Here is a 24,762-nt window from a genome sequence, read left to right on the forward strand (position 1 = left end):
TTTTGAGGGACAGGGGATGCGGAAAATCAGAGATATTGTTTCAAAGCTCACTCTCCCGCTTCGCTTCCTCTGGGAGTTTCACAGGGGGTTTGAACTATATTATATCCAGGGGATAAAATGGGAAGAGGAAGAGCTTGAAAACATATTCGCACTCATACTCTTTGGAGATTACGTAGGCCTGCCCCATCCTCCGACCGTGCTTACATACAGGCTCTTTCCATACGTCATTAGGGAGCTGTACGTGATGGAGCAGAAGAGCAAGAAAGAGGTTTCCATGAAAAGCGGATGGATAGGCGTTTGAGGGGGATAAAAATGCCTAAAAGAGCCCTTGAAGATATAAAGGCTTTCCTTAAAGGGTTTGCAGAGTCGTTTAAGCACAATTCAACCGAATACCTTGAGTTTGAGCTCAGGGAGCTTGAGAACGTCTTCGCTCTCACCCTCATGGGGGAATTCGTAGGAATACCGAGTCCGCCAACGACTCTGGTTATAAGGCTCCTCCCACACATGACTCGCGAGCTGTACGTGATGCAGAGAAGGGCCGTTGAAATGGACGACATTCTTGGCGAGCTAGCAGGGATGTTTGAAATCACATGAGGTGGTAGCCATGCGAGAATTCTTCCTGCCGAAGAAAGACTACCGTGTTGTTTTCTTCATAGGGAAAGGCGGAGTCGGCAAGACGACGAGCTCTGCGGCAGCTGCCGTTGCCCTCGCCGACAAGGGCTACAGAACCCTCATAGTCTCACTCGACCCGGCGCACAACCTCGGGGACGTTCTGATGGAGAAGCTCTCAGATAAGCCAAAAAAGATAGCGGAGAATCTCTACGCGAGCGAGCTGGACATGGAGAAGCTGATAAAGAGCTATCTAAAGCACCTAGAGGAGAACCTCAAGCACATGTACCGCTACCTGACTGTCATAAACCTCGAAAAGTACTTCGAGGTTCTCAGCTTTTCACCGGGGATAGAGGAGTACGCAACGCTGGAGGCTGTAAAGGAGATACTGATGAAAGGCGACGAATGGGACGTTATAGTGTTCGACACTCCCCCTACGGGACTGACCCTCAGGGTTCTCGCGCTCCCGAGGATATCACTCATCTGGACGGACAAGCTCATCGAGATACGGCGGGCAATTCTGGAGAGAAGGGCCGCGATAGCCAACATCCACGGCGAGCAGGAGTTCGTGGTAGAAGGAGAGCGGATAAAGCTCCCCACCAAGGAAGAGGAAGACCCCGTGATGAAGGAGCTGAAGGCCTACAGGAAAGAAGTAGCATTCGTTGAGAGTGTCCTCACTGACCCCGATAAGACGAGCGTTGTGGCCGTTATGAACCCTGAGATGCTCCCGTTGTATGAAACTGAGAGGGCCTACGAGAGCCTCAAAAAGTTCAGGATTCCGTTCAACATGATAGTAATGAACAAGGTCTTCGAGCTGAAGGGAGAAGTCCCGGAACTGAAAGCCAAACTGGAGGCACAGGAGAGAGTGCTAATGGAGGTCTCTGAAAAGTTCAAAGGGGTTGACATCGTGAAGATACCCATCTTTCCCGAAGAGCCCCGCGGCGTTGAGAGGCTCAGAGAACTTGGAGGGGCGATAATCGGTGAACGCTGAGGAAATATACGACAGACTCCGCAGGGTGAATGAGCCCATAACGGAGATGGACATAGTCAGCCTCGGCCTCGTTGAGAGGGTTACCGTTGACGAAGATGGTGTTAAAATTTACCTCAGGCTCGCCGAGGGAATACGGCACCCGTTCCAGAACGCCCTCAGCTGGCCGGTCAGATGGAGAATTGTTAGGGATGTGGTTAAGGCCCTTGATGATGTGCCAAAACTTGAAATACTCGAAGCCAGAAATCTTACGAGATACTATCCGGAGGAGGATTGAGATGGACAATCAGCTTCTGTTTACGATAATCTTTGTACTGGCTGGGATATCTGTGATCCAGTACTACCGCGGGAGGAAGATGAACCTGATCCTCATGGAGCACTACATAAGGATGATCAAGGACGTCGTGAAGCCAGAGGACGAAAACTACACGTGGCTCGGCGGTTACATTGGCTTCCGCGCGGAGTACAAGGTAAACCGCGACAACATAAGGGAGTTCGAGTACACTCTTACACTCCTTCCAAGGCACAGCATCCTTTACTTCCCGATTTCGCTGGTCACGAGCAGACACGACAAGCTCTTCATAGTCATCAAACCCTTTGCCCAGATCAAGCGCGAGGCTCACCTCATCCAGAAGGGCTACTACAGGCTCAGGCCCGACATCGAGAACGCTGAGCTACTGCAGAGGGAGGAAATCGAGATAGCGGGCAAGAAGTACGAAGCATTGTTTGAGAAGAAGCGCGACGTTGAGAAGCTTAAATCCCTCGTGGAAAGTCTCCCAAAGCCAGAGAACATCAAACACGTAGCACTTACACCGAAGACGAACGTCTTCTACGTCCAGATGAAGCCCGAGCCGGACACGATAAGGAAGGACGTTGAGAAAATAGTACGTTTTGTCAACGAGAAGCTCAAAGAAAGCCCGTTCTCCTCTTGACCTTTTCCCTTCTTCGCGGCGCAACCCTTTTATGAGTTAAACTTCAAGTTATACTTGGTGATACCGGTGGTTAGTATCCGCCTGAAAGTCGGCCCAAAGGGCCAGATAGTAATTCCCAAAGTCTTCAGGGAGGCCTACGGAATTAAGGAGGGCGGGGAGGTTATAGTGGAACCAAGGGAAGATGCACTCGTCATCAGGAGAGTGCCGGACACGGAAGAACTCCTTAAAAAGCTCAGGGAGTACCACAAAAAGAGGAAAGGCGCGAAACCAGCTAAACTTGGGGAACTCAAAGGAGTGAGCCTTGAAGACGAGTTCGACGAGGTCTGGGGGATTGAGGAATGAGGCTGCTCATTGACACCAACCTTTTTGTCTATTTAAACGCCAACATAGACGATGAACTCGCCGAGAGGCTCGATCGCTTCTATGCAGAGCTGGTTAGAGAGAATGAAGCTTACACGAACGTCCTTGTTTTGGACGAGCTCATTCACGTTTCTAAACGAAAATACGGGGTGAGCTATCCTGAGACGATATCGTTCATAGAAGACGTTGTACTGCCTGCCGTTAGGGTGCTTCCCATCACCTTTGAGGATTACCTCACGGCCAAAGAAATAATTCTCAAGTACCACCTTCGCCCTTCAGATGCCCTCCACGCCGCGACGATTCAGAACAACGGCCTTCAGGCTATTGTGAGTGAGGATGAGGATTTTGATAAACTTCCCATTAAGAGGCTCTGGCTGGAGGTGTAATCATGGAAATCTACAAAGCCAAGTTCGGAAATCCTGAGAGGGGTTGGGTAGTCTTGGTTCATGGCCTTGGAGAGCACAGCGGGAGGTACGGAAAGCTCATCTCGATGCTCAACGAGGCTGGCTTTGCCGTCTATACCTTTGACTGGCCAGGACACGGGAAGAGCCCTGGAAAGAGGGGGCACACCAGCGTCGAAGAGGCTATGGAAATAATTGATTCCATAATTAAAGAATTAGGTGAAAAGCCCTTCCTCTTCGGACACAGTCTCGGAGGTTTGACCGTCATCCGCTATGCCGAGACCAGGCCGGATAAGATACGCGGGGTCGTCGCGTCCTCCCCGGCCCTGGCCAAAAGCCCCAAAACACCGGGCTTTATGGTTGCCCTCGCCAAGGTTCTGGGAAGAATAGCCCCCGGTCTGACACTCTCCAACGGCATTGACCCAAACCTCCTTTCAAGGAATCCGGATGCGGTGAAGCGCTACATCGAAGACCCGTTAGTCCACGACAGAATCTCAACAAAGCTCGGAATGAGCATCTTCAAGAACATGGAGCTAGCTCACAGGGAAGCGGACAGAATTGAAGTACCCATTCTCCTGCTTGTGGGCACAGGTGACGTTATAACACCCCCCGAAGGCTCAAGGAAGCTCTTCGAGGAGCTCAAGGTGAAGGACAAGGAAATCAGGGAGTTCGAGGGTGCTTACCACGAGATATTTGAGGATCCCGAATGGGGCGAGGAGTTCCACAAGACGATCGTGGAGTGGCTTATAAAGCATTCAGAGAAGGCTTGAGAATGAAAGTCAATAGGGAACGCCTTTTCCATATTTCCATTTTGATTCCCCTCCTAACACTTCCCTGACTAGGCACCACCTGGCTAATTTTCACTGTTCTGGGGTTTGTTCACAAATTCAGAGAAAAAATCTGGGCCGCTTACGAACGCCATAGCGGAGATTTCGGCACATATCTGGTCGTTGGCATGGCTTCAGCCTATCTTGTTGAGGTTCTTGCCATAATTGACAACCTCAAACTTTCCCCTGAGGAAAAGATACTCCTCAACCCGGATCCACTGACAGACCTGTACCTCGCTTTCGCCTACTACTTCCCCTTCGTTCTCTATTGGGGACTGGCCATTCGAAGGTACGACTACAGCTGGAAAGATGTGTTCTGGATAGGGGCGCCACTGGTATACTTATGGAGCAGATGGGGGCGGTCTTTCTCTCTTTCAACCCGGTTGCATGGCTCTACGTTCTGCTGGTTTATGGTTCCTACAAGGCCATTCCAGTTCTCGTGACGGAGAAATGCTTGAGACAAAGGGAGAGAAAACACATCAAGACATGGAAAAAACTCGTTCTCGGTGCACTGATAGAGTTCCTGGCATTCGTCTCGGCAGGAGGGTTGCTGTGGATTTTTGAAATTGCTCTGTAGGGTAAAGTTAGCGTTTATCATAACCCTTTTATCGAGCAAGGTGGAAGAATCCTGTTGGGAGACTCGCTTTGAGGTTGATATATGCACTCTCGGGTGGCCTCTATGCTCGTCGATACTTTTCCCAGGTTCCTTAAGGAGTGGAACGGGACCGTAGACAGCTGGCTCCGGTATATTCGGGGATACCCTGAGCTATTTGGGAAGGTAAAGTGGGACTATGAGCGCTATGGAATGGACTGGAAGGGGTTTACGAAGTTACTTTTAAAACGAAACATGGAGGAGCTCATCCTTGCCCACGAAAAGCTGCTTGAAGTTCTCCCAAGGATGGAAACAAAGATTGAGGAGCTTTTTGGAATCAAACCGAAGGACTACAACGTGGTTCTCTACATAGGCATTGAAAACGGGGCCGGATGGGTGACCGAATTCCTTGGAAAACCCCCGATTCTCTTCGGTCTGGAGGCAATAGCCAAGCTTAAGTGGTACAGCAAACTTGAGGGATTAGTTGTCCACGAGTTTGGGCACCTGGTTCACTGGCTTTTAAGGGGAGAAAACATAGAGCGGCTTGAGGATGAGCAGATGTTCCTGCTGTATACAGAGGGGTTCGCCCAACGGATTGAGGACATAATCATCGGAAGGCCCTGGCACCTAGAGGAGGAGGGATGGTTCGAGTGGTGTGAAGAAAACGAGGGACTCCTGAAGGCCGAATTCTTGAGAAGGATACAGGAAAAAGAACCCCTGAACCCGTTTTTCGGCTCGTGGTATACCCTCTTTGGGAAGCGGTTCTTAGGCTACTACATTGGCTATAAGTTCATCTGCTGGCTTGAAAAGGACTATTCCCTTGAAGAAATTTCAAAGCTTAAAAGAGAAGAGATCAAAGGTAAGATCCTGAAGTTTCTCCCCTAAATGTTCTCCCTTCTGTCAATGACGTGCTCCAGCTCTGGCCCGGTCTTTATCAGTCCAACCGGAACGCCTACCCTTTCTTCGATTTCCTCAACGAACTCCTTTGCCCTCTTCGGAAGTTTATCGTAGTCAGTGACACCGAAGGCTTCCCCGTCGTACTTGTCGAGCATCGTGAGGGCAAGCATCGTCGCGCCGTTTATTCTCGCGGAGTAGCGGGCGAACTCGAAGTCAAACCAGCCCACTCTTCTCCTCCTGCCTGTGACAGTACCATATTCGACGAGCCCAAGCCTTTCAGCCTCTTCCTGAGGCATCTCAGTCGGAAACGGCCCTGCACCGACCCTCGTTGGGAAGCTCTTGAAGACGACGATGACATCGTCAACCCTCGTCGGGCCAATTCCAACGTCGCTCGCAATGGCAGATGCCGTCGTGTCTTTGGAAGTGACGTAGGGATAAGTGCCGTAGTAGAGGCTCAGTCCGAACCCTTGAGTGCCTTCAATTAGAACGAGCTTTCCATCGTCAAGGGCATCGTTCACTTCAGCAGCAACGTCCGTCAGGTAAGGCTCAAGCTCCTTAATGTCCTTTGCGAGCTTTGCCCTTCTCATAACTCTGTCGGCGTTTGCCGGCCCGCATCCGCTCCCGGTGGTTCCAATCTCCTCGTGCAGGTGGTGGTTGCTTCTATCCAGCTGTTTGTGCTTCTCCTCGATTATGGCACAGCGGTAATCTATCCCAACCCTCCCCCGAACGTTGAAGTCCTTCAGGTGTTCGAGCTCGTGGAAAAAGACTTCTGGATCAACGAGAACGCCAGCCCCGACGAGAAGTCTCGCCTTGGTCTGCATAAAGCCAGTTGGGAGCTGCCTCACCGCGTACTTCTTGCCGTTGATGAAAACGCTGTGGCCGGCATTAGTTCCAACGCCGCCGCGTGCTATGACTTCAGGCTCGTCTTTGAGGGCCAGATAGGCTATAACAGAGCCCTTGCCCTCATCTCCCCATTGACCTCCAACGACGATGTAGCTCGGCATGGCTCTTACCCATGTCTAAGTCAATAAGGGGTTTATAATGCTTTCCATGTTGACATCTATTCGTTAATAACGCCTCGAAAGTATTAAATCTCTTTACGCGGATTTTTATATGGTGATGCCTACGGCCTGCCTGGAGATAAACCCCGAGCGGAGGAGCGTTATCGTGAGAACAGAGGACGGTAAAAAGCTTGGAGAATTGGACCTCGATGATCTGGCTGAGATCGTGGAATTCCGATACGCTACCCCCTGGAACGTTACAAAGGACTCCCTTGAGAAGGTGGCGCTCGTTCTGGAAGACCTTGCGTATCTGGCGCGGAGCGGCAGAGAGCTCCCAGAAAAGGAAGTTCTCATCGACATGTTGAAGAAAAGAAAGTATTAAAAGGGCCAGCTGCCTTAAAGCTGAAGGGTCTCACCATGATCAAAAATAAGTTAGTTGTCGTCACTGGGGGAGCGGGCTTTATAGGCTCTCATATAGCCTGGGAGCTTATCAAGGACAACGATGTGGTAATCATCGACAATCTATACACTGGAAAAGAAGAAAACGTTCCACCAGGGGCGAAGCTCGTCAAAGCCGATATAAGAGACTACGAGGCAATAGCCGAGCTGATAAGCAACGCCGACTACGTTTTTCATGAGGCCGCCCAGGTGAGCGTCGTCGAGAGCATCAGGGATCCGGTTTTTACTGAGGAGGTCAACGTCCTCGGAACGCTCAACATTATTAAAGCACTTCTCGAAGGGCATGGGAAGTTGATCTTTGCCTCTTCCGCAGCTGTTTATGGAGACAACCCTAACCTCCCACTAAAGGAGACTGAGAGACCTAGACCACTCTCCCCCTACGGGGTGACCAAAGCAACCGCCGAGGAGTACCTCCGCGTCTTCCACGAGCTTTACGGCCTGCCAGTTGTTTCTCTCCGCTACTTCAACGTCTTTGGACCGAGGCAGAGCACCAACCAGTACGCGGGAGTGATAAGCATCTTCATCAACCGCGCGCTGAAGGGTGAACCCCTCGTTATCTTCGGCGACGGAAAGCAGACGAGGGACTTCATCTACGTCAAGGACGTGGTTAAGGCTAACCTTCTGGTAGCCGAGAGCAGAAAAGCTAACGGAAGGGTTTTCAACGTCGCGACAGGGAGAGAGACCACGATCCTTGAACTCGCTATGAAGATTATAGAAATCACCGGAACGACTAGCTCGGTAGTCTTTGATAAACCGAGGCCTGGTGACATAAGACACAGCAGGGCCGACATAAGCGAGATTAGAAAGCTGGGCTTTGAGCCAGAGTGGTCTCTTGAAGAAGGACTGAAAAAAACAGTAGAATGGTACGCCAAAAATAATCCTTAGGGGCAATTCCTTCACTTTTTAACGCTGAAGCCCATCGCCTGCTTCTGCTGGATTTCCTGAGCCTGCCTGGCCAGCTCTCCCAGCTGGGCTTCGAGCTTCTTAAGGGCCTCCTGTGTCTTTGCTATCGCCTCTTCGTACTCCTTTATGCGCTTTTCGAGGTACTCAATAGAGTCATCAAGGCTCTTCTGGACGGCATAGCCAGCACCTACGCTGACTATCGCGTTCTTGGCGTCAACGATCTTGCCCTTGAGGAACGATCCAGCCCCTATGGGAACAAGGATCTCGAACTCACCCTCCTCATTCTTAAGGCCTTCGAGGGTTTCCTTGACCGCCTGGAACTCGTTCCTCCCCAGAGTCAGGAGCTCAAGGTTCTGGGCGAGCAGTTGAGCCTGAGCCTGGAGGAGCTGGTACTGGTACGCGAGTTCCTCAAGCTTCTTGGTGTCTTCCGCCATTTCAACCACCGGAGTAAGTCCGGGGCGGTGCTTTTAAGATTTTAGCTTAAACTAGCAACTCAAATCGCATGACAGAGAGCAGTCTAAAATGGCTCCCGTCAACCATCTACTCATGACATTGTTTCCCATCTCATTATTACTGACTGATGTTGATAGGAATCATTCCTCTCGTTCAGAGACCATATTTTTGCCATAGCAAAGACAATCGAGCTTAAATCCTTCAGAAAGCAAAAGATATGCTGTTAATCAGCGCAGCAAAGTTTATAAACCCTTTAGCTCCACATCTGACGCCCCTCGTAGGAGGGGAGGTGGTCGGTATGTACTACCCACCCAGGAAGAAGGTCCAGCCCAAGAAGGTTGAGGAAGAAGAGGAAGAGGACTTCGAGCCCCTCGAAGCAGTCGAAGAAGCCTACGAGAACTGGGACGAAGAAGAGTTTGGCGAGGACTGGGAAGAAGAGGAAGAGTGGGACGAGGACTGGGAGGACGAAGAAGACTGGGATGAGGACTGGGAAGAAGACGAGGATGACTACTGAATTCTCCCTCCCTTTTTGAGGTGCTCCCATGAAGGGCCGGCCGGTAAAGAGACAGAAGACCACCCTCAAGACCCTCGAAAAGCGTCGCCAAATGCGGTACCGGCCGGACCCTGGCAGATGGTTCTATTCTTTTATCCCGTTTAAGGTCGCCACCGGTGGAGCTGCACCATTGATTCCGCTCCTCACAATGAACGTCGGCGGTGGGCCGGCGGATGTTGGAATAGTTAACGCGGTGGGCAGTACATTCTCAATGCTCGGCGGCCTTTTCTGGGGAAAGCTCAGCGACAGGCTCAACAGGAGAAAGGCATTCCTGCTTCTTGGATTTCTCGGGACTGCAATAATGACCATGAGCTTTGCCCTCGCCCGCACAGTCCACCAGGTTATTGCCATAAACGCGGCCTACACGTTCTTCATAGCCACTACCATACCCATTCCAATCCTCATAATAACAAAGGCTTTCCGCCTTGAGGACTGGGACTACGCGATAGGGAAGTTCAATGAGATCGGCGGCTGGGCCTGGGTTCTCGGTTTAATAGTAGGACTGCTCTTGACACCCCTGTTCGGGATTAGGGGAACTTTCATTGCCCTTGGAGTCATAGGGCTTCTCTCGTTTCCATGGGGCAAAAAGACAATACGGGAAGTCCCACTTCACATCGATAGAAAAATCCTTGGCGTTTACGCTGGCTACGTCGTTGAGAAGTTCAGGTACCTTCCGAACATGATAACTCACCTGCCAAGATTCTCGACGAAGGGGTTTGGGAGGCTCTACTTCTCCTCCTTCCTGTTCTGGGTAGGCGCAATGCTCTACTTCACCCAGTTCCCGGTTCTCCTTAAGTCGAGGGGCTTCGGTGCCACTCACCTCTACCTCATGAGCATAGGGAACTCCACCATATCGGCCTTCATGTACACGCGGGTCGGTCTGAAACTCAAAAAGAGCGGGGGCTACCTCGCTCTCATTCGTGGGCTTTCAGTTAGGGCATTTGCTTTCTCGCTCCTTGCGGTATCCACGCTAATTGAGGGCCAAGTTTTTGCGCTCCTTGCCTTCGTCTCGTATTTCCTGGCAGGCTACACCTGGGCATACATAGGAATCTCAACAACCTCGATAATCTCGCGCTTCGCTCCCCCCAAGAAGAGGGGCGCTCTGATAGGGACGTACAACATGATAAGCTCCCTGGGTGCAATAGCGGGGAACTTCCTCAGCGGTTTTCTGACGGAAGGGCTAGGTTTTACCGTGAACTTCACGGTTGCAACTGCCCTCCTCCTGGTTTCAATACTTCCGCTCCTCGGCGAGAACGTTAAAAGCAGAAAATCCAACTAACTCCGGTGATGACCGTGTTCTGGCTCAAGACGAGGATAAGTGAGGGGGAGGACTCACTAGAGAGCCTCAAGGACGAGGCCAAGGATCACGAACGGGTTCTCATACTGGCATCTGGTTCTATGAAGAGGCACGGCTTTCTAAGCGAGGCCGAGGACTACGTTAGGGAAGCCGGAGCAGAGGTTATGAGTATATCAGGACTTCCGGCGGAGCCGAGCGTTGAGGTCATTGAGGAGTTCCTGCCGAAGGTTAGGGAGTTTGGGCCCGATCTCCTCATAGCCATGGGCGGCGGCAGCGTTATCGACACGACCAAAGCCCTCAAGGTCTTCTACGATGCCCCCGAGCTCGTCTTTGAGGAGATAGCCTTCATCAACCGTTTCTCAAGGCCGAAGCCCGTTCCAAAACTAAAAACTCCCCTCATCGCGATTCCCTCAACGAGCGGAGCTGGAAGCGAGGTTTCCGCGGCCAGTGTCCTGAAGAAGAACGGGATAAAGTACAACATCGTAACGCCGGAGATAGCACCTGAGGTAGCTATTCTCGACCCGAGGCTCCCGAGGACTATGCCAAGGGAAGTTGCGAGGAATTCTGGCCTGGATGTCCTCGTCCACGGTATAGAGGCTTACACAACTAAGGTCGCTGGGCCCTTCAGCGATGCGATGGCGATAAGGGCGATAAAGACCGTCTTCGAGTGGCTTCCGAAGTCGGTTGAAGGTGACCCCGAGGCGAGGGCAAGAATGCACTACGCGGCAACGATGGCAGGGATAGCCTTTCTCAATGCCAGGCTTGGTTTGGCCCACGCGATGAGCCACAAGGCGGCATGGGTAGGTCCCCATGGCTTACTCAACGCGATATTCATACCCTACGTGATGGAGTTCAACGCCGAGAGGAGTGAGTATGCGAGGAAGCGCTATGCTGAGATAGCGCGCGAACTTGGGTTGAAGAGTGCTGAAGAGCTGATAAAAGCCGTCAGAGAGCTCAACGAGCGCCTTGGAGTTCCAAAGCTAAGCGAGCTTGTTGATGAAGAGACTTTTGTTGAAAGGGTTGAGGAGATGGCTGAAAAGGCCTACCGCGACGGGCTGATAGCGTTCAACCCCGTTGAACCAAAGCCAGAGGAGATAAGAGAGCTTTATCTGAAGGCTTTGAACGCGTTATAGATTCAGATTTAATTTTCTTCAGTTTCGATAACAGGGCAAATCAAGGATAAATTTTAAATTTTAAATCATATTGAACAGGAATTGGAGGTTGATAACAAATGAATCAATCAGTTATAATAGATGGAAAAAGATATGGCGTTGAAGGGCACATAAAAAATATTGTAATTTCACCAGATTCGCGATATTTATTAGTAGAGGAAGGAGAACATGAAACTTTTTCTAAGTTGCACTTATACGAGATACACGATAATGGGATTAAAAGAGTCTTTGACCCTATACTAAAAAACGAAAAGGGGGTATTTTATTCTTTTGTAGGGGGAGGTAAATTTATAGTCTCATATATTCCATCCAACAGATTTTTCATCTATGATTTCATTGACAAAGACTACAATGAGCTGTATTTTACCAATATGGGCAAAATATTCTTTAGGCCAACAGTCCCAGATCACAAAATTGTCGTCATATATGCCCCAAGTGGTGCATTATTCCCTCATAGAAATAGGAAATATGTGAATTTAATCCAAGAAATAAATTTCAATCAATATATCGGTGAGTACAAGTACTATTTGGAAAAAGTCCCAAATACCATTGTCTCACTACGAGATGGAAGCTTTTATCTACCTGTGATAGTAAAAACCCAAGATACTGGAAAAAAACAACTTATGATTCTAAGATCTACCCAAAATAAACAACAACCTCTTCGGATAATTGATATCAATGATCACGATATAGATTTCAAAGACTGGGACATTCAGTATTATCACGAGAATGACAACGAACTGATAATTGGAGCTGTTAATTTATCTTTTAAGAACACACTTCTTGTATATATTATCAATCTTGTTGGAGAACCTAAAGTATCATCTTTTGATATTGAGTATCAAGGGAAAATTAAGTATGTAAAAATGACAAATAAAAATCTGTATTTAGTCTATGTTGACTCCCAAGACGAAAAATATTTGCTACAAATTCCAAATAAGGAACTAGTAGATTATATTAGACATTCTAAAACATCAATTACATTAGATACGAGATTAGAAAAATACATAAAAGCGTCCTTAAAAGAATACAATATTACAATCCCTGATGATGAGAAACTTTCAATTTTATGGAGCTGGAATACGCCTAAAATAATAATCACTCCAATTTCTGAACTTTTAAGTGCTCCAGTAGATTATATAGAAAATTATCAAATAGTAGAGAACAGTGAATTCACAAACTATTCTAGCACCAATCAAACCAATCAAAACAGTAGTAGTTCTTATAAACATGACATAAGTAATAAAAATAGTAACGGTGGATATTGCAACGAGGATAAGATAAGCACTATCCAAGTTCTTTTAGATGAATACAAGCAAGTTATCTTATATGGACCACCAGGAACAGGAAAAACATTTATGGCCCGAATGTTTTTGAGATGTATTAATGTACCCAATACACACTACTCTTTTGTTACATTCCATAAGTCATATAGCTACGAGGATTTTGTCGAAGGGTATCGCCCACTCACTCGCGAAGGTAAAATAGAATATGCTGTAAAAGATGGCATATTCAAAAAACTCGCAATTAAAGCTATTTATGAACTCATGTCAGACACTATCAAAGAACAATTATTACCCAACTATGAAACACAAATAGAAAATCATGCTAAAAAGATTGCTTGGGAACGCCTAATTTCAGACTTGAAAGCTAATCGTATAATCCGGAATGATATTCGGGTTGACGACAAAGGAAGAATGTATGTTGCTGAATATACCATATATGATGGGGACGATCTAATAACAAAAGCAGAGAAGCTTAGAGAGCTTCTTGGTGATTTAGAATCAATTTTCATGACATATAAAGAAGAAGCTGAATATGAGGGCGTTAAGTTCCTCGTTCAGAGATTTCTTGGAATTCTAGATTCAAAAATTTCAAATGGTGCTCTTAGCACAGAGGACATCAATAACTTATTCACTAACAACCCCAAGAAATTTTATTTGGTTATAGACGAAATTAATAGAGCAGATGTTAGTCATGTTTTTGGTGAGTTGATAACTCTTCTTGAAAAAGATAAGAGAATTAGCGAGGACAACAAAAATCCCATAATAGTCCAACTGCCCTACTCCAGAGAGCTTTTTGCAGTACCCAGCAATCTCTACATAATCGGAACCATGAATTCCGCGGATAGGGGAATATCCCTATTAGATGTAGCACTAAGACGGAGATTTGCATTTTTGGAAGTACAACCAGACTATAATGTGCTGGAAGAATTAAATCTCTATGGGATAAGAATCGACAAGTTGCTCAAAGCAATAAATGACAGGATAATTCACTCAAAAGGCAGCAAAGACTATCAAATAGGGCACTCTTATTTCCTTGAACTTAAAGAAGCGTTATCAAATGGAAATGAGGATGATGCCCTGCAAAAACTCATACGTATATGGTATAACAGGATACTTCCATTACTTCAAGACTATTATTACTCAAGATGGGATGAACTAGATATGCCTGAATTTATAGATGGCACAGGGCAAATAAATTTCGAACTAATGAAATCTCCAGAGAGGTTCATTGAAGCTCTGAGAGGTATATTGGGAGAATAAATATTCATCAAATAATAGGTGGAAGAACATGGATCACATCTACATCTATGTGCCAGAGCATTCTATAGACAAGAGGCCATGGAATCTTCCTGAAATACCATCCGAGCTAGTTAATAGCAGAGAATTTCAAAAGTTTGTAGAGCAGATAAACAATTCATATTTCGATCCAGTATTAGTTATAAAGCACAACAGGCTCGCCGCAGGACCCTATGTTGGGTTCGTTTTATATAAAGACAAAACTTCTGGAAAGATACACCAAATCAACATTTATCCAAAAATCTTTCTGGGTGGGCTATCCTCAGAAGATAGCTGGAAAATAGTACTAAAAATCGCAGACTTATACTACAACTTAGGTTTAAGAGAGTATGATATAAAGACAGCTCTTGCAACTGAAGGGAATTCACCTTTCATTGATATTCTCTTGGATATCTTTTCAAATAGACTACTTAATGAGCTCCGATTTGGTATTTATGGAGAATTTGTATCTACTGAGGAAACTTCTTCGTCCTTGCGAGGCCAATTATTAGTAGAAAGAGAAATATTGAAATTGCCAACCCAGAAGCACAAATTTGATATTAGATATAAAAAATTTACCGTAGACAACTTTCTTAATAGGGTTTTTAAGTATACCTTATACTTAGGGCTACAACATACTAACAGAAGAGAAACAAAAAGAACATTATCAGAAGCATGGGATATGTTAAAAGAAGTATCCTTAACACCGATATCAGTTGATTCCATAGAAAAATTAACACTAAACTCCTTAAATCTTAGATTTGAACTTCCCTTGAAGTTAGCAAAAATAATAATATCAGGATTAGATTATCAGAAAGGCCTAATCTCCCCAGGATTTATTATACCTATGCCAGATGCCTTCGAGTTTTTTGTATATAAATTGCTCAGAGCCATTCTTGGGAAAGATTATAGAGTACGATATCATCCTCAGAATAGAGAATTCGTTCTGGAAACACCTAGAAAATTCATTGAGAACCCACCACAGCCAGACATTATTATAGAATCAAGCTCTGGACAGCCTTTAGTCGTGGTAGATGCAAAATACAAAACGCTATACTGTCCTAAATGTGGAGAAAAACAGAGATACGTCAAGAATTCCAGTGATTTATATCAAATATATTCTTACACTAAATTATATAATGCTCATGCAGGTGTTCTCGTATATCCCATGCTGAAAGATTATAGTCAGGGTTCAGGGTATAATCAATATAATCAATGGCTTTGTGATATATCCTCGATATCCACCTGTAAAAATTCGATATTTCATTTTTTCGATAAAACTAAGTTGGGGATTTTAGGAATAAATCTTGCACACCTTATTAGGGACTCAATAGAAGTCTCTAGTGGTAATATAACAAAAATTAACCCCAAAATAAAAGAACAGTTAATTTCTTATCTAAATTCGCTAATAAACTAGGCTCAGGAAATAAATAAAAACTTTAAGAGACCATAATTTCCTTTTCTCCCCCCTCCTCCACCTCGCGTATCTTTCCGCCCTTCATGACCTCAACGATGGCAAATGCCAGCAGGGCCAGGAGGAGATAGACCACCGACGCTCCCCCAAAGAGCACTTCGTAGGCCTTTTCCGTCGGAATCTTGATCTGAACGAAGGCCGGTGCTCCAGGCGGGTGGAAGAGGACGTAGTAGGTGCTCATTACCGTTCCAGCTATTGCCGGCCCCCAGGTCGAGCCGAAGTTCCTGAAGAGGCTGTTGGAGCCTGTGGCGACACCCATCATTCTCGGCGGCACTGAGAAGACCAGCACGTTGATGAGGGATATGTTCATGAGGTTTATGCCTATTCCAACGACGGTCATCATCGTCACGAACTGCCAGAGAGACATCTTCGTTGCGTAGAGGGACATTACCGCGAGGGCACCGCTTCCGATGAGGGCACCTGCTATCGCTATCGGCTTCGCCCCGATCTTCGGCATGAACTTTCCGGCGAGAGGGGCGACGATGAGCATAACGAGGGCCATTGGGGTCATGAGCAAGCCGCTCTGGAGTATCGTCTTTCCGAAGCCGTAGGGTTCCGGCATCTGGAGGAGGTAAGTGTTCGCCTGGCTCATCATTGAGAGGCCAAAAGCCGCTAACATTATGCCCAGATTGGCTATTGCGGGGTTCCTTGAGGAGATTATCTTAAGCGGCAGCAACGGGTTTTCCACTCTCCTCTCCCAGAGGACGAGGAGTACCGCGCCAATTACACCAACTCCAAAGAGGATTAAGGTTTCCTTCGCAGTCCAGCCGACGTTTGGTGCCCTTGTGACTGCCACGAGCATTGGCACCACGAAGAGAGTAAGGAGAACCGCTCCAACTCAGTCAACCTTTCCAGGATTTACATAGCGGCTCTCCCTGAGTATTTTCCAGGCGAGGAAGAACATCAGCACGGCGAAGGGAGCCGCCGAGTGGTACGTCCAGCGCCACCCGTAGTTCTCTGTGACCCATGCACCCAGGGGGAGTGCTATGACCATTCCAACCGCGAACATGGCGCTTATCATTCCCTGGACCTGCGGCACCATGCTCGGAGGGAACTCCTCACGGACGAGGGAGAACGCCAGCGGGAAGATCGCCATTCCAAAGCCCTGGATTGCTCTCGTAACGAGAAGCCTCTGGAAGCTTGGAGCAAAGCCGTTGAGAATGACGCCAAGAGTGTAAAAGCCGAGCGCTATGAGGAACATCTTCTTTTTCCCGTACATATCGCCGAGCTTTCCGAAGAGGGCAACGCTGACGGTTCCAACGAGGAGGTAAATGGTCAGAACCCAGCTGACGTCGTTGGGGTTTATCGCGAACTCCTTCTGGATCGTTGGCAGAGCTGGAGTCAGCATCGCCTCGGTGTACATGACGAGGAGCGGGAGAAGAACGACAACGAACATCGCCTTCTTTGCATAGGATAAGTCGTAGGTCTCACCCTTCTCGACTACCTGCATTTTTCACCACCGACCTATCGAACGATATATCACTTATAAAGCTAGCGGTGGTCTCCAGTAAGGGTTATAATAGGGAGAAGCAATGTTTTACTGAGGGTGTGGAGGATGGAGAAAATAGTCCGCGGCGTTTATCGCTCGGGTGAGATTATCTTACTTGACGAGACAGAGCTTCATGAGGGCGAGATTATTAAGGTAAAGCTTGTTGGGAGGAAAGAACTCGTGGATAAGCTTGCAGGCGTGCTAGGGAAGGGAAAGCCAGAGGACCTCGAAAGATACCTTGAGGAGATGTACTATGAGGGTTCTCCTTGACACGAACGTTCTCTACAACTTTCTCTTTGAGACGCCCCTCACGGAAAGCTCTAAAAGTCTTCTGTCTGAGCCTTACGAATTCTACGTTAGCACTCTGATTCTTAACGAGCTATCTTACTCAGTCATCCGGAGAAAGGCGGAAACAGCCTTTGAAATACATTCATACAGAAAACTCAAGGAGTTTCTCAACAAGAACGGTTACAAACCTTTTCAAAGAGAGTTACGGCTCATGGAATCTGCAATAGAAGGACTTGGGATAATCAAGGTTAATGATTCACAGAACTGGGAGCTTATACGAGAACTCATGTTTAGGTATTCTCTCCTTCCGAGTGACGCCACCATTTTGGCAACCGCCATCGAAAACGGGATTGAAGCCCTCGCCACTTTCGATAGGGACTACAGCAAAGTTCAAGAACTCAAAATCATTCCTTAAACCATGCACCCCCTCCTCAAGAAGGTCATCAAAGAACGCTTTGGGAAGCTCAACAGGCTTCAGCAGGACGCGTTTAGAGAGGTTAGTTCGGGGAAGAGCGTTCTGATCATAGCTCCCACAGGTTCCGGAAAGACCGAAGCCGCTGTTCTGCCCGTTTTCAACGAAATCCTCGAGGAGGGGTTGAAGCCGATTTCTGCACTCTACATAGCCCCGCTGAAGGCCCTCAACAGGGATCTCCTTGAGAGGCTTGAATGGTGGGGGAAGAAGCTCGGAATAACCGTTGAGGTGCGTCACGGGGACACCTCGGCTTATAGGAAGGCAAAACAGACGAAGAACCCTCCTCAGATGCTCATCATAACTCCAGAGACGCTCGGCGTGATTTTGACAGTTAAATCTCTCCGAAAGCACCTGGTGAATGTCAAGTTCGTCATCGTGGACGAGATTGCTGAGCTTGTAGATAACAAGCGTGGCGCCCAGCTCCTCCTCGGTCTTGAGAGGCTCGCTGAAATAGCAGATTTCAGAAGAATTGGGATGACGGCGACGGTGGGCAACGAGGACGAAGTAAGGGAGTGGCTAAAGGCTGATACCATAGTCAAGCCAAACTGGAAGAAGGCATACCGCTTTCACGTGCTCTATCCAAAGCCCGAAGAAAAAGATGAAGAGCTCGCCAGGGAACTCAGCGTTTCCCCCGACATCGCGGCGCGCCTCAGGGTTCTGTGGGAGATCGTCGAGAGGCACGGAAAGGCGCTGATATTCACCAACACTCGCCAGTTCGCTGAAATCCTCGCCCACAGGCTAAAGGTCTGGGGGAAACCCGTAGAAGTCCACCACGGTTCCCTTTCAAGAGAAGCAAGGATAAACGCCGAGAGAGCCTTGAAAGAGGGGAGAATAAAGGCACTTGTTTGCACGTCCTCGATGGAGCTTGGAATAGACATCGGTGACGTTGACGTCGTGATTCAATACATGAGCCCAAGGCAGGTGAACAGGCTCGTTCAGAGAGCCGGAAGGGCGAAGCACCGGATAGGAGAGGTCAGCGAAGCCTACATCATAACAACCAACGTTGAGGACTACATCCAGAGCCTCATAATAGCCAAACACGCCCTAGAAGGCCGCTTTGAACCTGTTGAGCCTATCGGCGGGCTGGACGTTCTGGCTCACTTCGTCGTCGGTCTGCTCGTGGAATACAAGCGACTTCCAAGAGAGAGACCCTACGAGATAGCGAGGAGGGCCTACGTTTACAGGGATTTGAGCTGGGAAGACTACTTGGACACTCTCAAGGTGCTCGAAGACGCCCGGATAATAGGCTACGACGAAGAGACCAACCAGCTCTACCTCAGGAGAGGGGCCTTCCAGTACTACTACGAGAACCTCTCAACGATACCGGACGAGGTCTCCTGGAGGGTCATAGATGCCAAAAGCGGACACATCGTCGGGAGACTCGACGAGAGCTTCGTGATGGACCTCGAAGAGGGTATGGAGTTTGTGATGGGTGGAAAGAGCTGGATAGTTCTCAAAATAGACGACGAGGCTAAAATCATCAAGGCGCGCGAGAGCCCGAGCATCGAGAGCGCAATACCGAGCTGGGAGGGTGAGATGATACCCGTTCCCTTCAGCGTTGCCTTCGCCGTCGGCAGGTTGAAGAGGGAGCTGGCCTTTGACTTCAGGAACGCGCTGTCCCTCATTGAGGGTGTTGAGTTCAGAGAAGAGGATCTGAAAAGGGCGTTTGAAGAGATAAGGGGCGAACCCTTCTCGACAGATAGAGACATCTTCGTGGAGAGCACGCCGAAAGCCCTAATCATCCACGCCGATTTTGGCAACAGGGCGAACGAGGCGATAGGCAGGATCGTTCACTCACTCTTAATCCTCCGCTACGGCAGGGTGTTCTCGGTAAGGGCGCAGGCCCACGCGGTAGTCTTCAAGACACCGTTCCAGCTGAACCCCGAGGAAGTTAAGCACTACCTCTACCAGGATCCAGAGAGCGTTGAGTTCATCGTGGCTAGGTCTCTGAGGGATTCCCACGCTTACCGCTGGAGAATGTTAAACGTCGCGAAGCGTTTCGGGGCACTGAGAAGGGACGCGAAGATAAGAAGGGTCGAGCGGCTCTTTGAGGGAACGGTCATAGAGAGGGAGACTTTGAACGAGCTCTACCACGACAAGGTTGACGTGAAGACGGCCGAGCTGGTCATGGAGATGCTTAAAGCCGGGAGCCTCAGGGTCAAAACCGCCCTCAGGAAAGAGCCCTCCACACTTGCCAGGCTGAACATGACCGTTGGCGGGGAGTTCCTTCTGAGCGGAATCCTTGAGAGGGACGAAGTCCTTGAGCTGTTTAAGAAGAGGCTCCTCGAGCACGAAGTAGTTTTAGTCTGCACCAACTGCGGCTGGCACTCGAAGACAAAGGTTGCTCGCCTGAGGAGTATCAAAGAGAGGGAATGCCCTCGCTGCGGCTCGAAGATGCTGGCCGTTGCTCACCCGATAGATGCGGAAGAATTCCTGCCGGTTCTCGACAAGGTCAGGCACGGAAGGCCGCTTGAGAAGAAGGAGGAACGGGTTTACAGGAAGCTGTTGAAGGCCGCTGACCTTGTTGATTCCTACGGCTTCGATGCCGTTCTGGCCCTTGCCAGCTACGGAACCGGGCCGGACACAGCCGCGAGGATTCTGAGCCAGTACAAAGGGGAGGCCCTGCTGGTTGCACTGATGGAGCGCGAGAGAGATTTCATCAGGACGAGGCGGTTCTGGGTCGATAAGAAGGATAACAGCAACGAGAATAAGGATAAGAGCTAAAAAGACTCTCTGACAATGTCACGATCCGTTATTAGTGAGCGTCATCATTTTCAGATTTAAAAGTTCGTCTTGTGATAATGCGGCCAATTGAGTACCGTTTTTACAACAGCCCCATAAGAGAATCAAATGTAAAACTAAGTTATACACAATGGCCAAAAATGTGGAATGATGTGTTCTATATTCAGATGTATACCTTTGGTTCGAAGTAAACTTTATAAATAATGAGGGAAACTCCCAATGTACTGAACACCGGGGAATGCCGGTGGTGAAAGTGGCATTAGTATTGAGAAGAAAAACATCTAATCAGGGCCCCGTTGTAGACTATCGGGAGCTCGACAGGTTGCTTGCTCAAGGGGGCTACAAAAAGCTCCTCATAACGAGGCAACCAATCATAAACAGTGCCCCCAGCGACGTGGTGCCGATCTGGGTAAGCAAAGCAGAGCACCCCAAGGCCGTGAAGCCTACCGACCTCCATATACTCGAGAGTATCATCTGGAGAGAACTCCAAAATGGCACCAAGTCAGTAATTCTGGACGCTCTTGAGTATCTCATGATCGAAAACGGTGTAGAAAGGGCGCTTAGATTCGTTGGAAAGCTGAGGGACATGGCAATCTTAACGGGGGCTACTTTCTACGTCACGGTCAGTGAGGGGATTGACGAAAAAACCCGAGCCATGCTCCGTAGAATAGTTGAGTGAAGTTTATATACCGTCGGCTCTTCTCCAAGATTTAGGTGTGGATGATGCCTTACATTGAGAAAATTGAAATGAAAGGTTTCAAATCTTATGGTAACAAAAAGGTTGTAGTGCCGCTTGCGAGGGGTTTTACAGCTATAGTAGGAGCAAACGGTTCTGGAAAGAGCAACATCGGAGATGCCGTTCTGTTTGTCCTCGGAGGACTTTCTGCGAAGGCCATGAGGGCCAGCAGGATAAGCGACCTCATTTTCGCGGGTTCGAAAGGAGAACCTCCAGCCAAATACGCCGAGGTTGCCATGTATTTTAACAACGAGGACAGGGGCTTTCCGATAGATGAAGACGAAGTCGTGATAAAAAGGCGCGTCTATCCCGACGGAAGGAGTACGTACTGGCTCAATGGGAAGAGAGCAACGAGGAGTGAAATAATAGACCTCCTCAGCGCTGCCATGATTTCTCCTGAGGGCTACAACCTCGTCCTTCAGGGTGACATAACGAAATTCATTAAAATGTCTCCAATCGAGAGAAGGCTCATCATAGACGAAATTTCTGGAATAGCTGAATACGATGCCAAAAAGGAGAAGGCCCTAAAGGAGCTGAAGCAGACGGAGGAAAACCTCGCGAGGGTTGACCTCCTGATAAGAGAGGTAAAGGCCCAGCTCGACAAGCTTGAAAAAGAGCGCAACGACGCCCTCCGCTACCTCGACCTTAAGGAGAAGCTGGAAAAAGCGAGGGTTACGCTCCTTCTGGCTGAGATAAAAAGGCTTGAAAAGTTCATTGAGGAAGGTGGATCGCGGGAGGAAGAGATTGAAGGGCAGATCAAGTCCCTTGAAGACAGGTTGAAGGAGATAGCAAAAGAAATAGTCGCGAAGGAGAAGGAACTCGCCGAAATAGAGCGCCAGCTTGAGGAGAAGAGCGGCGACGGCATTCTCGAGATAACCAGGAAGATAAGCGAGGTCAAGTCCAAGATAGAGGTCGCGAAGAGGAACATAGAGAACGCGCAGAAGGAAATAGAGGAGAGCCAGGCAAGGCTTAGAAAATCCAAAGAGGAGCTGAAGCACGTCTCTGAAGAGATTGAGAAGAGCAAGGGAGCGATAAAGCGCTGGGGGAAGAGAAGAGAACAGCTCCTCGTTCAGATAAAGGAGAGGGAAACCGTCAGAAACGAGCTTGTCATCAAGCTTGGAGAGATAGACAAGCGCTTCTCCGAGGCCAGGGAGGAGTTCGATAAGGTAGTCGCGGAGCTTGAAGAGGCCAAAAAGGCGCTCTACATGAAAGAGAGTGAAATATCCAAGTTTGAGGAAGAGATCAGCAGGGCCAAAGCCAGGATAACCCAGTTCAACGCTAGGAGGAACCTTCTGAAGGAAAAAATAGCGGAGGCAAAGGCTTCTCTCGAAGCCAAGAGGTCGGAGCTGTCCCAGGTAGAGGGTAAAATCTCCAAAGTGGAATCAAGGCACAGGAAAGCCGAGAAGGAGCTCGAAGAAAAAACAAGGGAGCTCCAGAAGGTGGAGAGTGAGCTGGCCAAAGCGAGAGAGGAACTGATCAAGGCAGAGGCCCAGAGAGAAGTCAGGGGCAACAGGGCCGTTGAGTTCCTGAAGTCCCAGAGGATAGAGGGCCTGTATGGCACTCTTGGAGAGCTGATAAGCGTTCCAAAGAGCGAGTATGCTTTAGCTGTTGAAGTCGCACTCGGCGGCAACTACGACAATGTTGTGGTAGAGGACGATAGGGTCGCCGAGAAGGCAATAAAGCTCCTCAAGGAGAAAAAGCTCGGAAGGCTGACGTTTTTGCCACTCAACAAGATAAAACCGCGCTCCATGAGGGAGAAGCCGAAGCTTGGCATTCCAGCTATGGACGTCGTCTCCTACGACCCGCGCTTCAGGAATGCAGTTGCCTACGCCCTCGGGGATACCCTCATCGTGAACGACATGGACGAGGCGAGGGAAGTAGGAATCGGGAAGGTCAGGATGGTCACACTCGGTGGGGAACTTCTCGAGCGGAGCGGAGCGATAACTGGAGGTCACTACAAGCCGAGGGGTAAGCTTGGGGTTAACGTTGACGAGATAAGGAAGAGGGTCGAGGCCCTTGAAGGAAGGAAAGAGGCGCTGGAAGCCCAGGTGAACGCCCTGAAGGTAGAGGTTAAGGGGCTTGAGAACGAGCTTTTCGAGCTCCGCATGAAGAAGAGCGAGCTTTCAAAGGACGTTCAGGTCATCCAGAAGGAGCTCGACTCCTATCTAGCCGAAGACCGCTCCCTCAAGGAAGAGATTGAAGAAAACGAGCGCCTCATCTCGGAGCTTGAGAAGAGGATAGAGGAATCGAAGGGCGAGATGGCAAAGCTCAGGGGAAGAATAGAGAGACTTGAGAAAAAGAGAGAGAAGATAAAGAAAGCCCTTGAGAACCCAGAAGCGAGGGAGCTGAACTCAAAGATCAGAGAAGTTGAAGCGGAGATATCCAAACTCAAGGAGGAGCTGAGCAGGGTTGAAAGCAAGCTCGAAAGCCTCGACTCGAGGATAAACGAAGAGCTCCTCCCGAGGAAGGCCGACCTCGAGGAGGAGATAGAGGGCCTCGTGAACAAGATAAACGCCCTGAACGCCTACATCGAAGAGAATAAAAACGCCATAACAGAGCTTGAGAAAGAGCTTGAAGAGCTGAAGACGGCCGAAGAGAACGTTAAGGACGAGCTCAAGGAGCTCCGCGAGGGGAGAGAGCAAATAAGGGTGGAGATAGCGGAGCTTAGAAAGGAGAAGGACGAGCTTACTTCAAAGCTCCAGGAGCTTAGGATAGAGGCTAATACGCTCAAAGTCAGGCTGGCCCAGGTCGAGACGACCCTTCAGGAGAAGAGGGCCGAGCTCAAGCACTTTGACCCGGCGCTCGTACGCTCGATAAAGGAAATCCCGCTTGAAGTTGAGAAGCTCAGGCAGGATATTGAGAAGATGGAGGAGGAGATACGCTCGCTTGAGCCGGTTAACATGAAGGCCATCGAGGACTTTGAAGTGGTTGAGCGCAGATATCTTGAGCTGAGCAGCAAGCGCGAGCAGGTTCTGGCCGAGAAGGAGAGCATAGAGGAGTTCATACAGGAAATCGAAGGGCAGAAGAGGCAGGTCTTCCTTCAGACCCTCAATGCAATAGCCAAGAACTTCTCGGAGCTCTTCGCCAAGCTCTCACCTGGAGGAGAAGCGAAGCTCATCCTCGAAAACCCCGAAGACCCGTTCTCAGGAGGACTTGAGATAGAGGCAAAGCCGGCAGGAAAAGACGTCAAGAGGATAGAGGCCATGAGCGGCGGTGAGAAGGCCATAATAGCGCTCGCCTTCGTCTTTGCCATCCAGCGCTACAAGCCGGCTCCCTTCTACCTGCTCGACGAGATTGATGCCCACCTTGACGATGCCAACGTCAAGCGCGTCGCCGATCTCATCAAGGAAGCTTCCCAGAACAGCCAGTTTATTGTCATAACCCACAGGGACGTCATGATGGCGCAGGCGGACAGGATAATAGGTGTCAGCATGAGGAACGGCGTCTCAAAGGTGGTCTCCCTCAGCCTCGAAAAGGCCAGAAAGATACTGGAGGAGATAAGGAAAAAGGACGAGGCCGAGCACAGAGAGATGTTCGGCCGGCTGGAGGCGTGATA

The 24,762-nt window shown here is 48.8% G+C and carries 24 protein-coding genes and 1 pseudogene; 22 read left to right on the plus strand and 3 right to left on the minus strand.

The window, feature by feature from the left end:
* The first annotated feature begins 16 nt into the window (after positions 1 to 16).
* The 10 genes from TK_RS04885 (at position 17) to TK_RS04930 (ending at position 5,594) form a co-directional block, all read left to right on the plus strand.
* Positions 17 to 301: a hypothetical protein gene (locus TK_RS04885; protein ID WP_011249943.1), complete on the plus strand. Its 285-nt coding sequence runs from the start codon at positions 17 to 19 to the stop codon at positions 299 to 301.
* An 11-nt stretch (positions 302 to 312) separates the two neighbouring features.
* Entirely contained in the window at positions 313 to 594 is a 282-nt protein-coding gene (locus tag TK_RS04890; RefSeq protein WP_011249944.1) for a hypothetical protein, read from the plus strand.
* A gap of 10 nt (positions 595 to 604) precedes the next feature.
* Positions 605 to 1,600, plus strand: coding sequence for an ArsA family ATPase (locus TK_RS04895; protein WP_011249945.1), 996 nt, complete (start codon positions 605 to 607; stop codon positions 1,598 to 1,600).
* Complete coding sequence (locus TK_RS04900; protein WP_011249946.1) at positions 1,590 to 1,874, plus strand: iron-sulfur cluster assembly protein; 285 nt, start codon at positions 1,590 to 1,592, stop codon at positions 1,872 to 1,874. The genes TK_RS04895 and TK_RS04900 overlap by 11 nt, the downstream gene beginning before the upstream one ends.
* Position 1,875: 1 nt before the next feature.
* Positions 1,876 to 2,529, plus strand: a complete 654-nt coding sequence (locus TK_RS04905) for a hypothetical protein (RefSeq protein WP_011249947.1) — start codon at positions 1,876 to 1,878, stop codon at positions 2,527 to 2,529.
* Positions 2,530 to 2,595: 66 nt separating this feature from the next.
* On the plus strand, positions 2,596 to 2,871 hold the full coding sequence (locus tag TK_RS04910; RefSeq protein ID WP_011249948.1) for an AbrB/MazE/SpoVT family DNA-binding domain-containing protein: 276 nt from the start codon (positions 2,596 to 2,598) through the stop codon (positions 2,869 to 2,871).
* Positions 2,868 to 3,275: a type II toxin-antitoxin system VapC family toxin gene (locus tag TK_RS04915; RefSeq protein ID WP_011249949.1), complete on the plus strand. Its 408-nt coding sequence runs from the start codon at positions 2,868 to 2,870 to the stop codon at positions 3,273 to 3,275. The genes TK_RS04910 and TK_RS04915 overlap by 4 nt, the downstream gene beginning before the upstream one ends.
* A 2-nt stretch (positions 3,276 to 3,277) precedes the next feature.
* A complete protein-coding gene (locus TK_RS04920; protein WP_011249950.1) occupies positions 3,278 to 4,060 on the plus strand; it encodes an alpha/beta hydrolase in 783 nt (260 codons plus the stop codon).
* A gap of 400 nt (positions 4,061 to 4,460) precedes the next feature.
* Positions 4,461 to 4,694 (plus strand): hypothetical protein, encoded by a 234-nt coding sequence (locus TK_RS11815; protein ID WP_011249951.1) that lies wholly within the window; start codon positions 4,461 to 4,463, stop codon positions 4,692 to 4,694.
* A gap of 102 nt (positions 4,695 to 4,796) precedes the next feature.
* The gene (locus TK_RS04930; RefSeq protein ID WP_048053699.1) at positions 4,797 to 5,594 is read left to right on the plus strand and encodes a hypothetical protein; all 798 of its coding nucleotides are present in this window, start codon (positions 4,797 to 4,799) and stop codon (positions 5,592 to 5,594) included.
* On the opposite strand, the gene TK_RS04935 is transcribed toward TK_RS04930, so the two are convergent.
* Entirely contained in the window at positions 5,591 to 6,610 is a 1,020-nt protein-coding gene (locus TK_RS04935) for an adenylosuccinate synthetase (protein WP_011249953.1), read from the minus strand. The two genes, TK_RS04930 and TK_RS04935, sit on opposite strands and share 4 nt — an antisense overlap.
* A gap of 115 nt (positions 6,611 to 6,725) precedes the next feature.
* On the opposite strand from TK_RS04935, the gene TK_RS04940 reads away from it, so the two are divergent.
* On the plus strand, positions 6,726 to 6,989 hold the full coding sequence (locus tag TK_RS04940; RefSeq protein WP_143598683.1) for a hypothetical protein: 264 nt from the start codon (positions 6,726 to 6,728) through the stop codon (positions 6,987 to 6,989).
* Positions 6,990 to 7,024: 35 nt separating this feature from the next.
* Positions 7,025 to 7,951: an SDR family oxidoreductase gene (locus tag TK_RS04945; RefSeq protein ID WP_011249955.1), complete on the plus strand. Its 927-nt coding sequence runs from the start codon at positions 7,025 to 7,027 to the stop codon at positions 7,949 to 7,951.
* An 11-nt stretch (positions 7,952 to 7,962) separates the two neighbouring features.
* Here the strand turns inward: TK_RS04945 and pfdA are convergent, their stop codons facing one another.
* On the minus strand, positions 7,963 to 8,403 hold the full coding sequence (gene pfdA, locus TK_RS04950) for a prefoldin subunit alpha (protein ID WP_011249956.1): 441 nt from the start codon (positions 8,401 to 8,403) through the stop codon (positions 7,963 to 7,965).
* Between the two features lie 317 nt (positions 8,404 to 8,720).
* On the opposite strand from pfdA, the gene TK_RS04955 reads away from it, so the two are divergent.
* The 5 genes from TK_RS04955 to TK_RS04975 all read left to right on the plus strand — a co-directional run bounded on the left by TK_RS04955 (position 8,721) and on the right by TK_RS04975 (position 15,422).
* The gene (locus TK_RS04955) at positions 8,721 to 8,936 is read left to right on the plus strand and encodes a hypothetical protein (protein ID WP_011249957.1); all 216 of its coding nucleotides are present in this window, start codon (positions 8,721 to 8,723) and stop codon (positions 8,934 to 8,936) included.
* A 28-nt stretch (positions 8,937 to 8,964) separates the two neighbouring features.
* Entirely contained in the window at positions 8,965 to 10,254 is a 1,290-nt protein-coding gene (locus TK_RS04960) for an MFS transporter (protein ID WP_011249958.1), read from the plus strand.
* 14 nt (positions 10,255 to 10,268) lie between these two features.
* Complete coding sequence (locus TK_RS04965) at positions 10,269 to 11,405, plus strand: iron-containing alcohol dehydrogenase (protein WP_011249959.1); 1,137 nt, start codon at positions 10,269 to 10,271, stop codon at positions 11,403 to 11,405.
* Positions 11,406 to 11,503: 98 nt separating this feature from the next.
* Entirely contained in the window at positions 11,504 to 13,990 is a 2,487-nt protein-coding gene (locus TK_RS04970) for an McrB family protein (protein WP_011249960.1), read from the plus strand.
* Positions 13,991 to 14,018: 28 nt separating this feature from the next.
* Entirely contained in the window at positions 14,019 to 15,422 is a 1,404-nt protein-coding gene (locus TK_RS04975) for an McrC family protein (RefSeq protein ID WP_011249961.1), read from the plus strand.
* A 22-nt stretch (positions 15,423 to 15,444) separates the two neighbouring features.
* Here TK_RS04975 and TK_RS12345 read toward each other — a convergent pair.
* Positions 15,445 to 16,929, minus strand: a pseudogene (locus TK_RS12345) (MFS transporter).
* 105 nt (positions 16,930 to 17,034) lie between these two features.
* Here TK_RS12345 and TK_RS04985 point away from each other — a divergent pair.
* The 5 genes from TK_RS04985 (at position 17,035) to smc (ending at position 24,760) form a co-directional block, all read left to right on the plus strand.
* Positions 17,035 to 17,238, plus strand: a complete 204-nt coding sequence (locus TK_RS04985) for an antitoxin family protein (protein WP_011249964.1) — start codon at positions 17,035 to 17,037, stop codon at positions 17,236 to 17,238.
* Entirely contained in the window at positions 17,222 to 17,671 is a 450-nt protein-coding gene (locus TK_RS04990; RefSeq protein ID WP_011249965.1) for a PIN domain-containing protein, read from the plus strand. The genes TK_RS04985 and TK_RS04990 overlap by 17 nt, the downstream gene beginning before the upstream one ends.
* 3 nt (positions 17,672 to 17,674) lie before the next feature.
* Positions 17,675 to 20,452, plus strand: a complete 2,778-nt coding sequence (locus TK_RS04995) for a DEAD/DEAH box helicase (protein WP_011249966.1) — start codon at positions 17,675 to 17,677, stop codon at positions 20,450 to 20,452.
* 271 nt (positions 20,453 to 20,723) lie between these two features.
* The gene (locus tag TK_RS05000; RefSeq protein WP_011249967.1) at positions 20,724 to 21,149 is read left to right on the plus strand and encodes a DUF835 domain-containing protein; all 426 of its coding nucleotides are present in this window, start codon (positions 20,724 to 20,726) and stop codon (positions 21,147 to 21,149) included.
* 44 nt (positions 21,150 to 21,193) lie between these two features.
* Complete coding sequence (smc, locus tag TK_RS05005) at positions 21,194 to 24,760, plus strand: chromosome segregation protein SMC (protein WP_048053701.1); 3,567 nt, start codon at positions 21,194 to 21,196, stop codon at positions 24,758 to 24,760.
* The last annotated feature ends 2 nt before the right edge of the window (positions 24,761 to 24,762 follow it).

Origin of the sequence: Thermococcus kodakarensis KOD1, from assembly GCF_000009965.1 — an archaeon.
In the GTDB taxonomy this organism is placed as follows: Archaea; Methanobacteriota_B; Thermococci; order Thermococcales; family Thermococcaceae; genus Thermococcus; species Thermococcus kodakarensis.

Bases quoted from the DNA above. Each gene is read 5' to 3' on its own strand.
- TK_RS04885 (WP_011249943.1), top strand. From the start codon at position 17: ATGCGGAAAATCAGAGATATTGTTTCAAAGCTCACTCTCCCGCTTCGC.
- TK_RS04890 (WP_011249944.1), top strand. From the start codon at position 313: ATGCCTAAAAGAGCCCTTGAAGATATAAAGGCTTTCCTTAAAGGGTTT.
- TK_RS04895 (WP_011249945.1), top strand. From the start codon at position 605: ATGCGAGAATTCTTCCTGCCGAAGAAAGACTACCGTGTTGTTTTCTTC.
- TK_RS04905 (WP_011249947.1), top strand. From the start codon at position 1,876: ATGGACAATCAGCTTCTGTTTACGATAATCTTTGTACTGGCTGGGATA.
- TK_RS04915 (WP_011249949.1), top strand. From the start codon at position 2,868: ATGAGGCTGCTCATTGACACCAACCTTTTTGTCTATTTAAACGCCAAC.
- TK_RS04920 (WP_011249950.1), top strand. From the start codon at position 3,278: ATGGAAATCTACAAAGCCAAGTTCGGAAATCCTGAGAGGGGTTGGGTA.
- TK_RS11815 (WP_011249951.1), top strand. From the start codon at position 4,461: ATGGAGCAGATGGGGGCGGTCTTTCTCTCTTTCAACCCGGTTGCATGG.
- TK_RS04930 (WP_048053699.1), top strand. From the start codon at position 4,797: ATGCTCGTCGATACTTTTCCCAGGTTCCTTAAGGAGTGGAACGGGACC.
- TK_RS04935 (WP_011249953.1), bottom strand. From the start codon at position 6,610: ATGCCGAGCTACATCGTCGTTGGAGGTCAATGGGGAGATGAGGGCAAG.
- TK_RS04940 (WP_143598683.1), top strand. From the start codon at position 6,726: ATGCCTACGGCCTGCCTGGAGATAAACCCCGAGCGGAGGAGCGTTATC.
- TK_RS04945 (WP_011249955.1), top strand. From the start codon at position 7,025: ATGATCAAAAATAAGTTAGTTGTCGTCACTGGGGGAGCGGGCTTTATA.
- pfdA (WP_011249956.1), bottom strand. From the start codon at position 8,403: ATGGCGGAAGACACCAAGAAGCTTGAGGAACTCGCGTACCAGTACCAG.
- TK_RS04955 (WP_011249957.1), top strand. From the start codon at position 8,721: ATGTACTACCCACCCAGGAAGAAGGTCCAGCCCAAGAAGGTTGAGGAA.
- TK_RS04960 (WP_011249958.1), top strand. From the start codon at position 8,965: ATGAAGGGCCGGCCGGTAAAGAGACAGAAGACCACCCTCAAGACCCTC.
- TK_RS04970 (WP_011249960.1), top strand. From the start codon at position 11,504: ATGAATCAATCAGTTATAATAGATGGAAAAAGATATGGCGTTGAAGGG.
- TK_RS04975 (WP_011249961.1), top strand. From the start codon at position 14,019: ATGGATCACATCTACATCTATGTGCCAGAGCATTCTATAGACAAGAGG.
- TK_RS04985 (WP_011249964.1), top strand. From the start codon at position 17,035: ATGGAGAAAATAGTCCGCGGCGTTTATCGCTCGGGTGAGATTATCTTA.
- TK_RS04990 (WP_011249965.1), top strand. From the start codon at position 17,222: ATGAGGGTTCTCCTTGACACGAACGTTCTCTACAACTTTCTCTTTGAG.
- TK_RS04995 (WP_011249966.1), top strand. From the start codon at position 17,675: ATGCACCCCCTCCTCAAGAAGGTCATCAAAGAACGCTTTGGGAAGCTC.
- smc (WP_048053701.1), top strand. From the start codon at position 21,194: ATGCCTTACATTGAGAAAATTGAAATGAAAGGTTTCAAATCTTATGGT.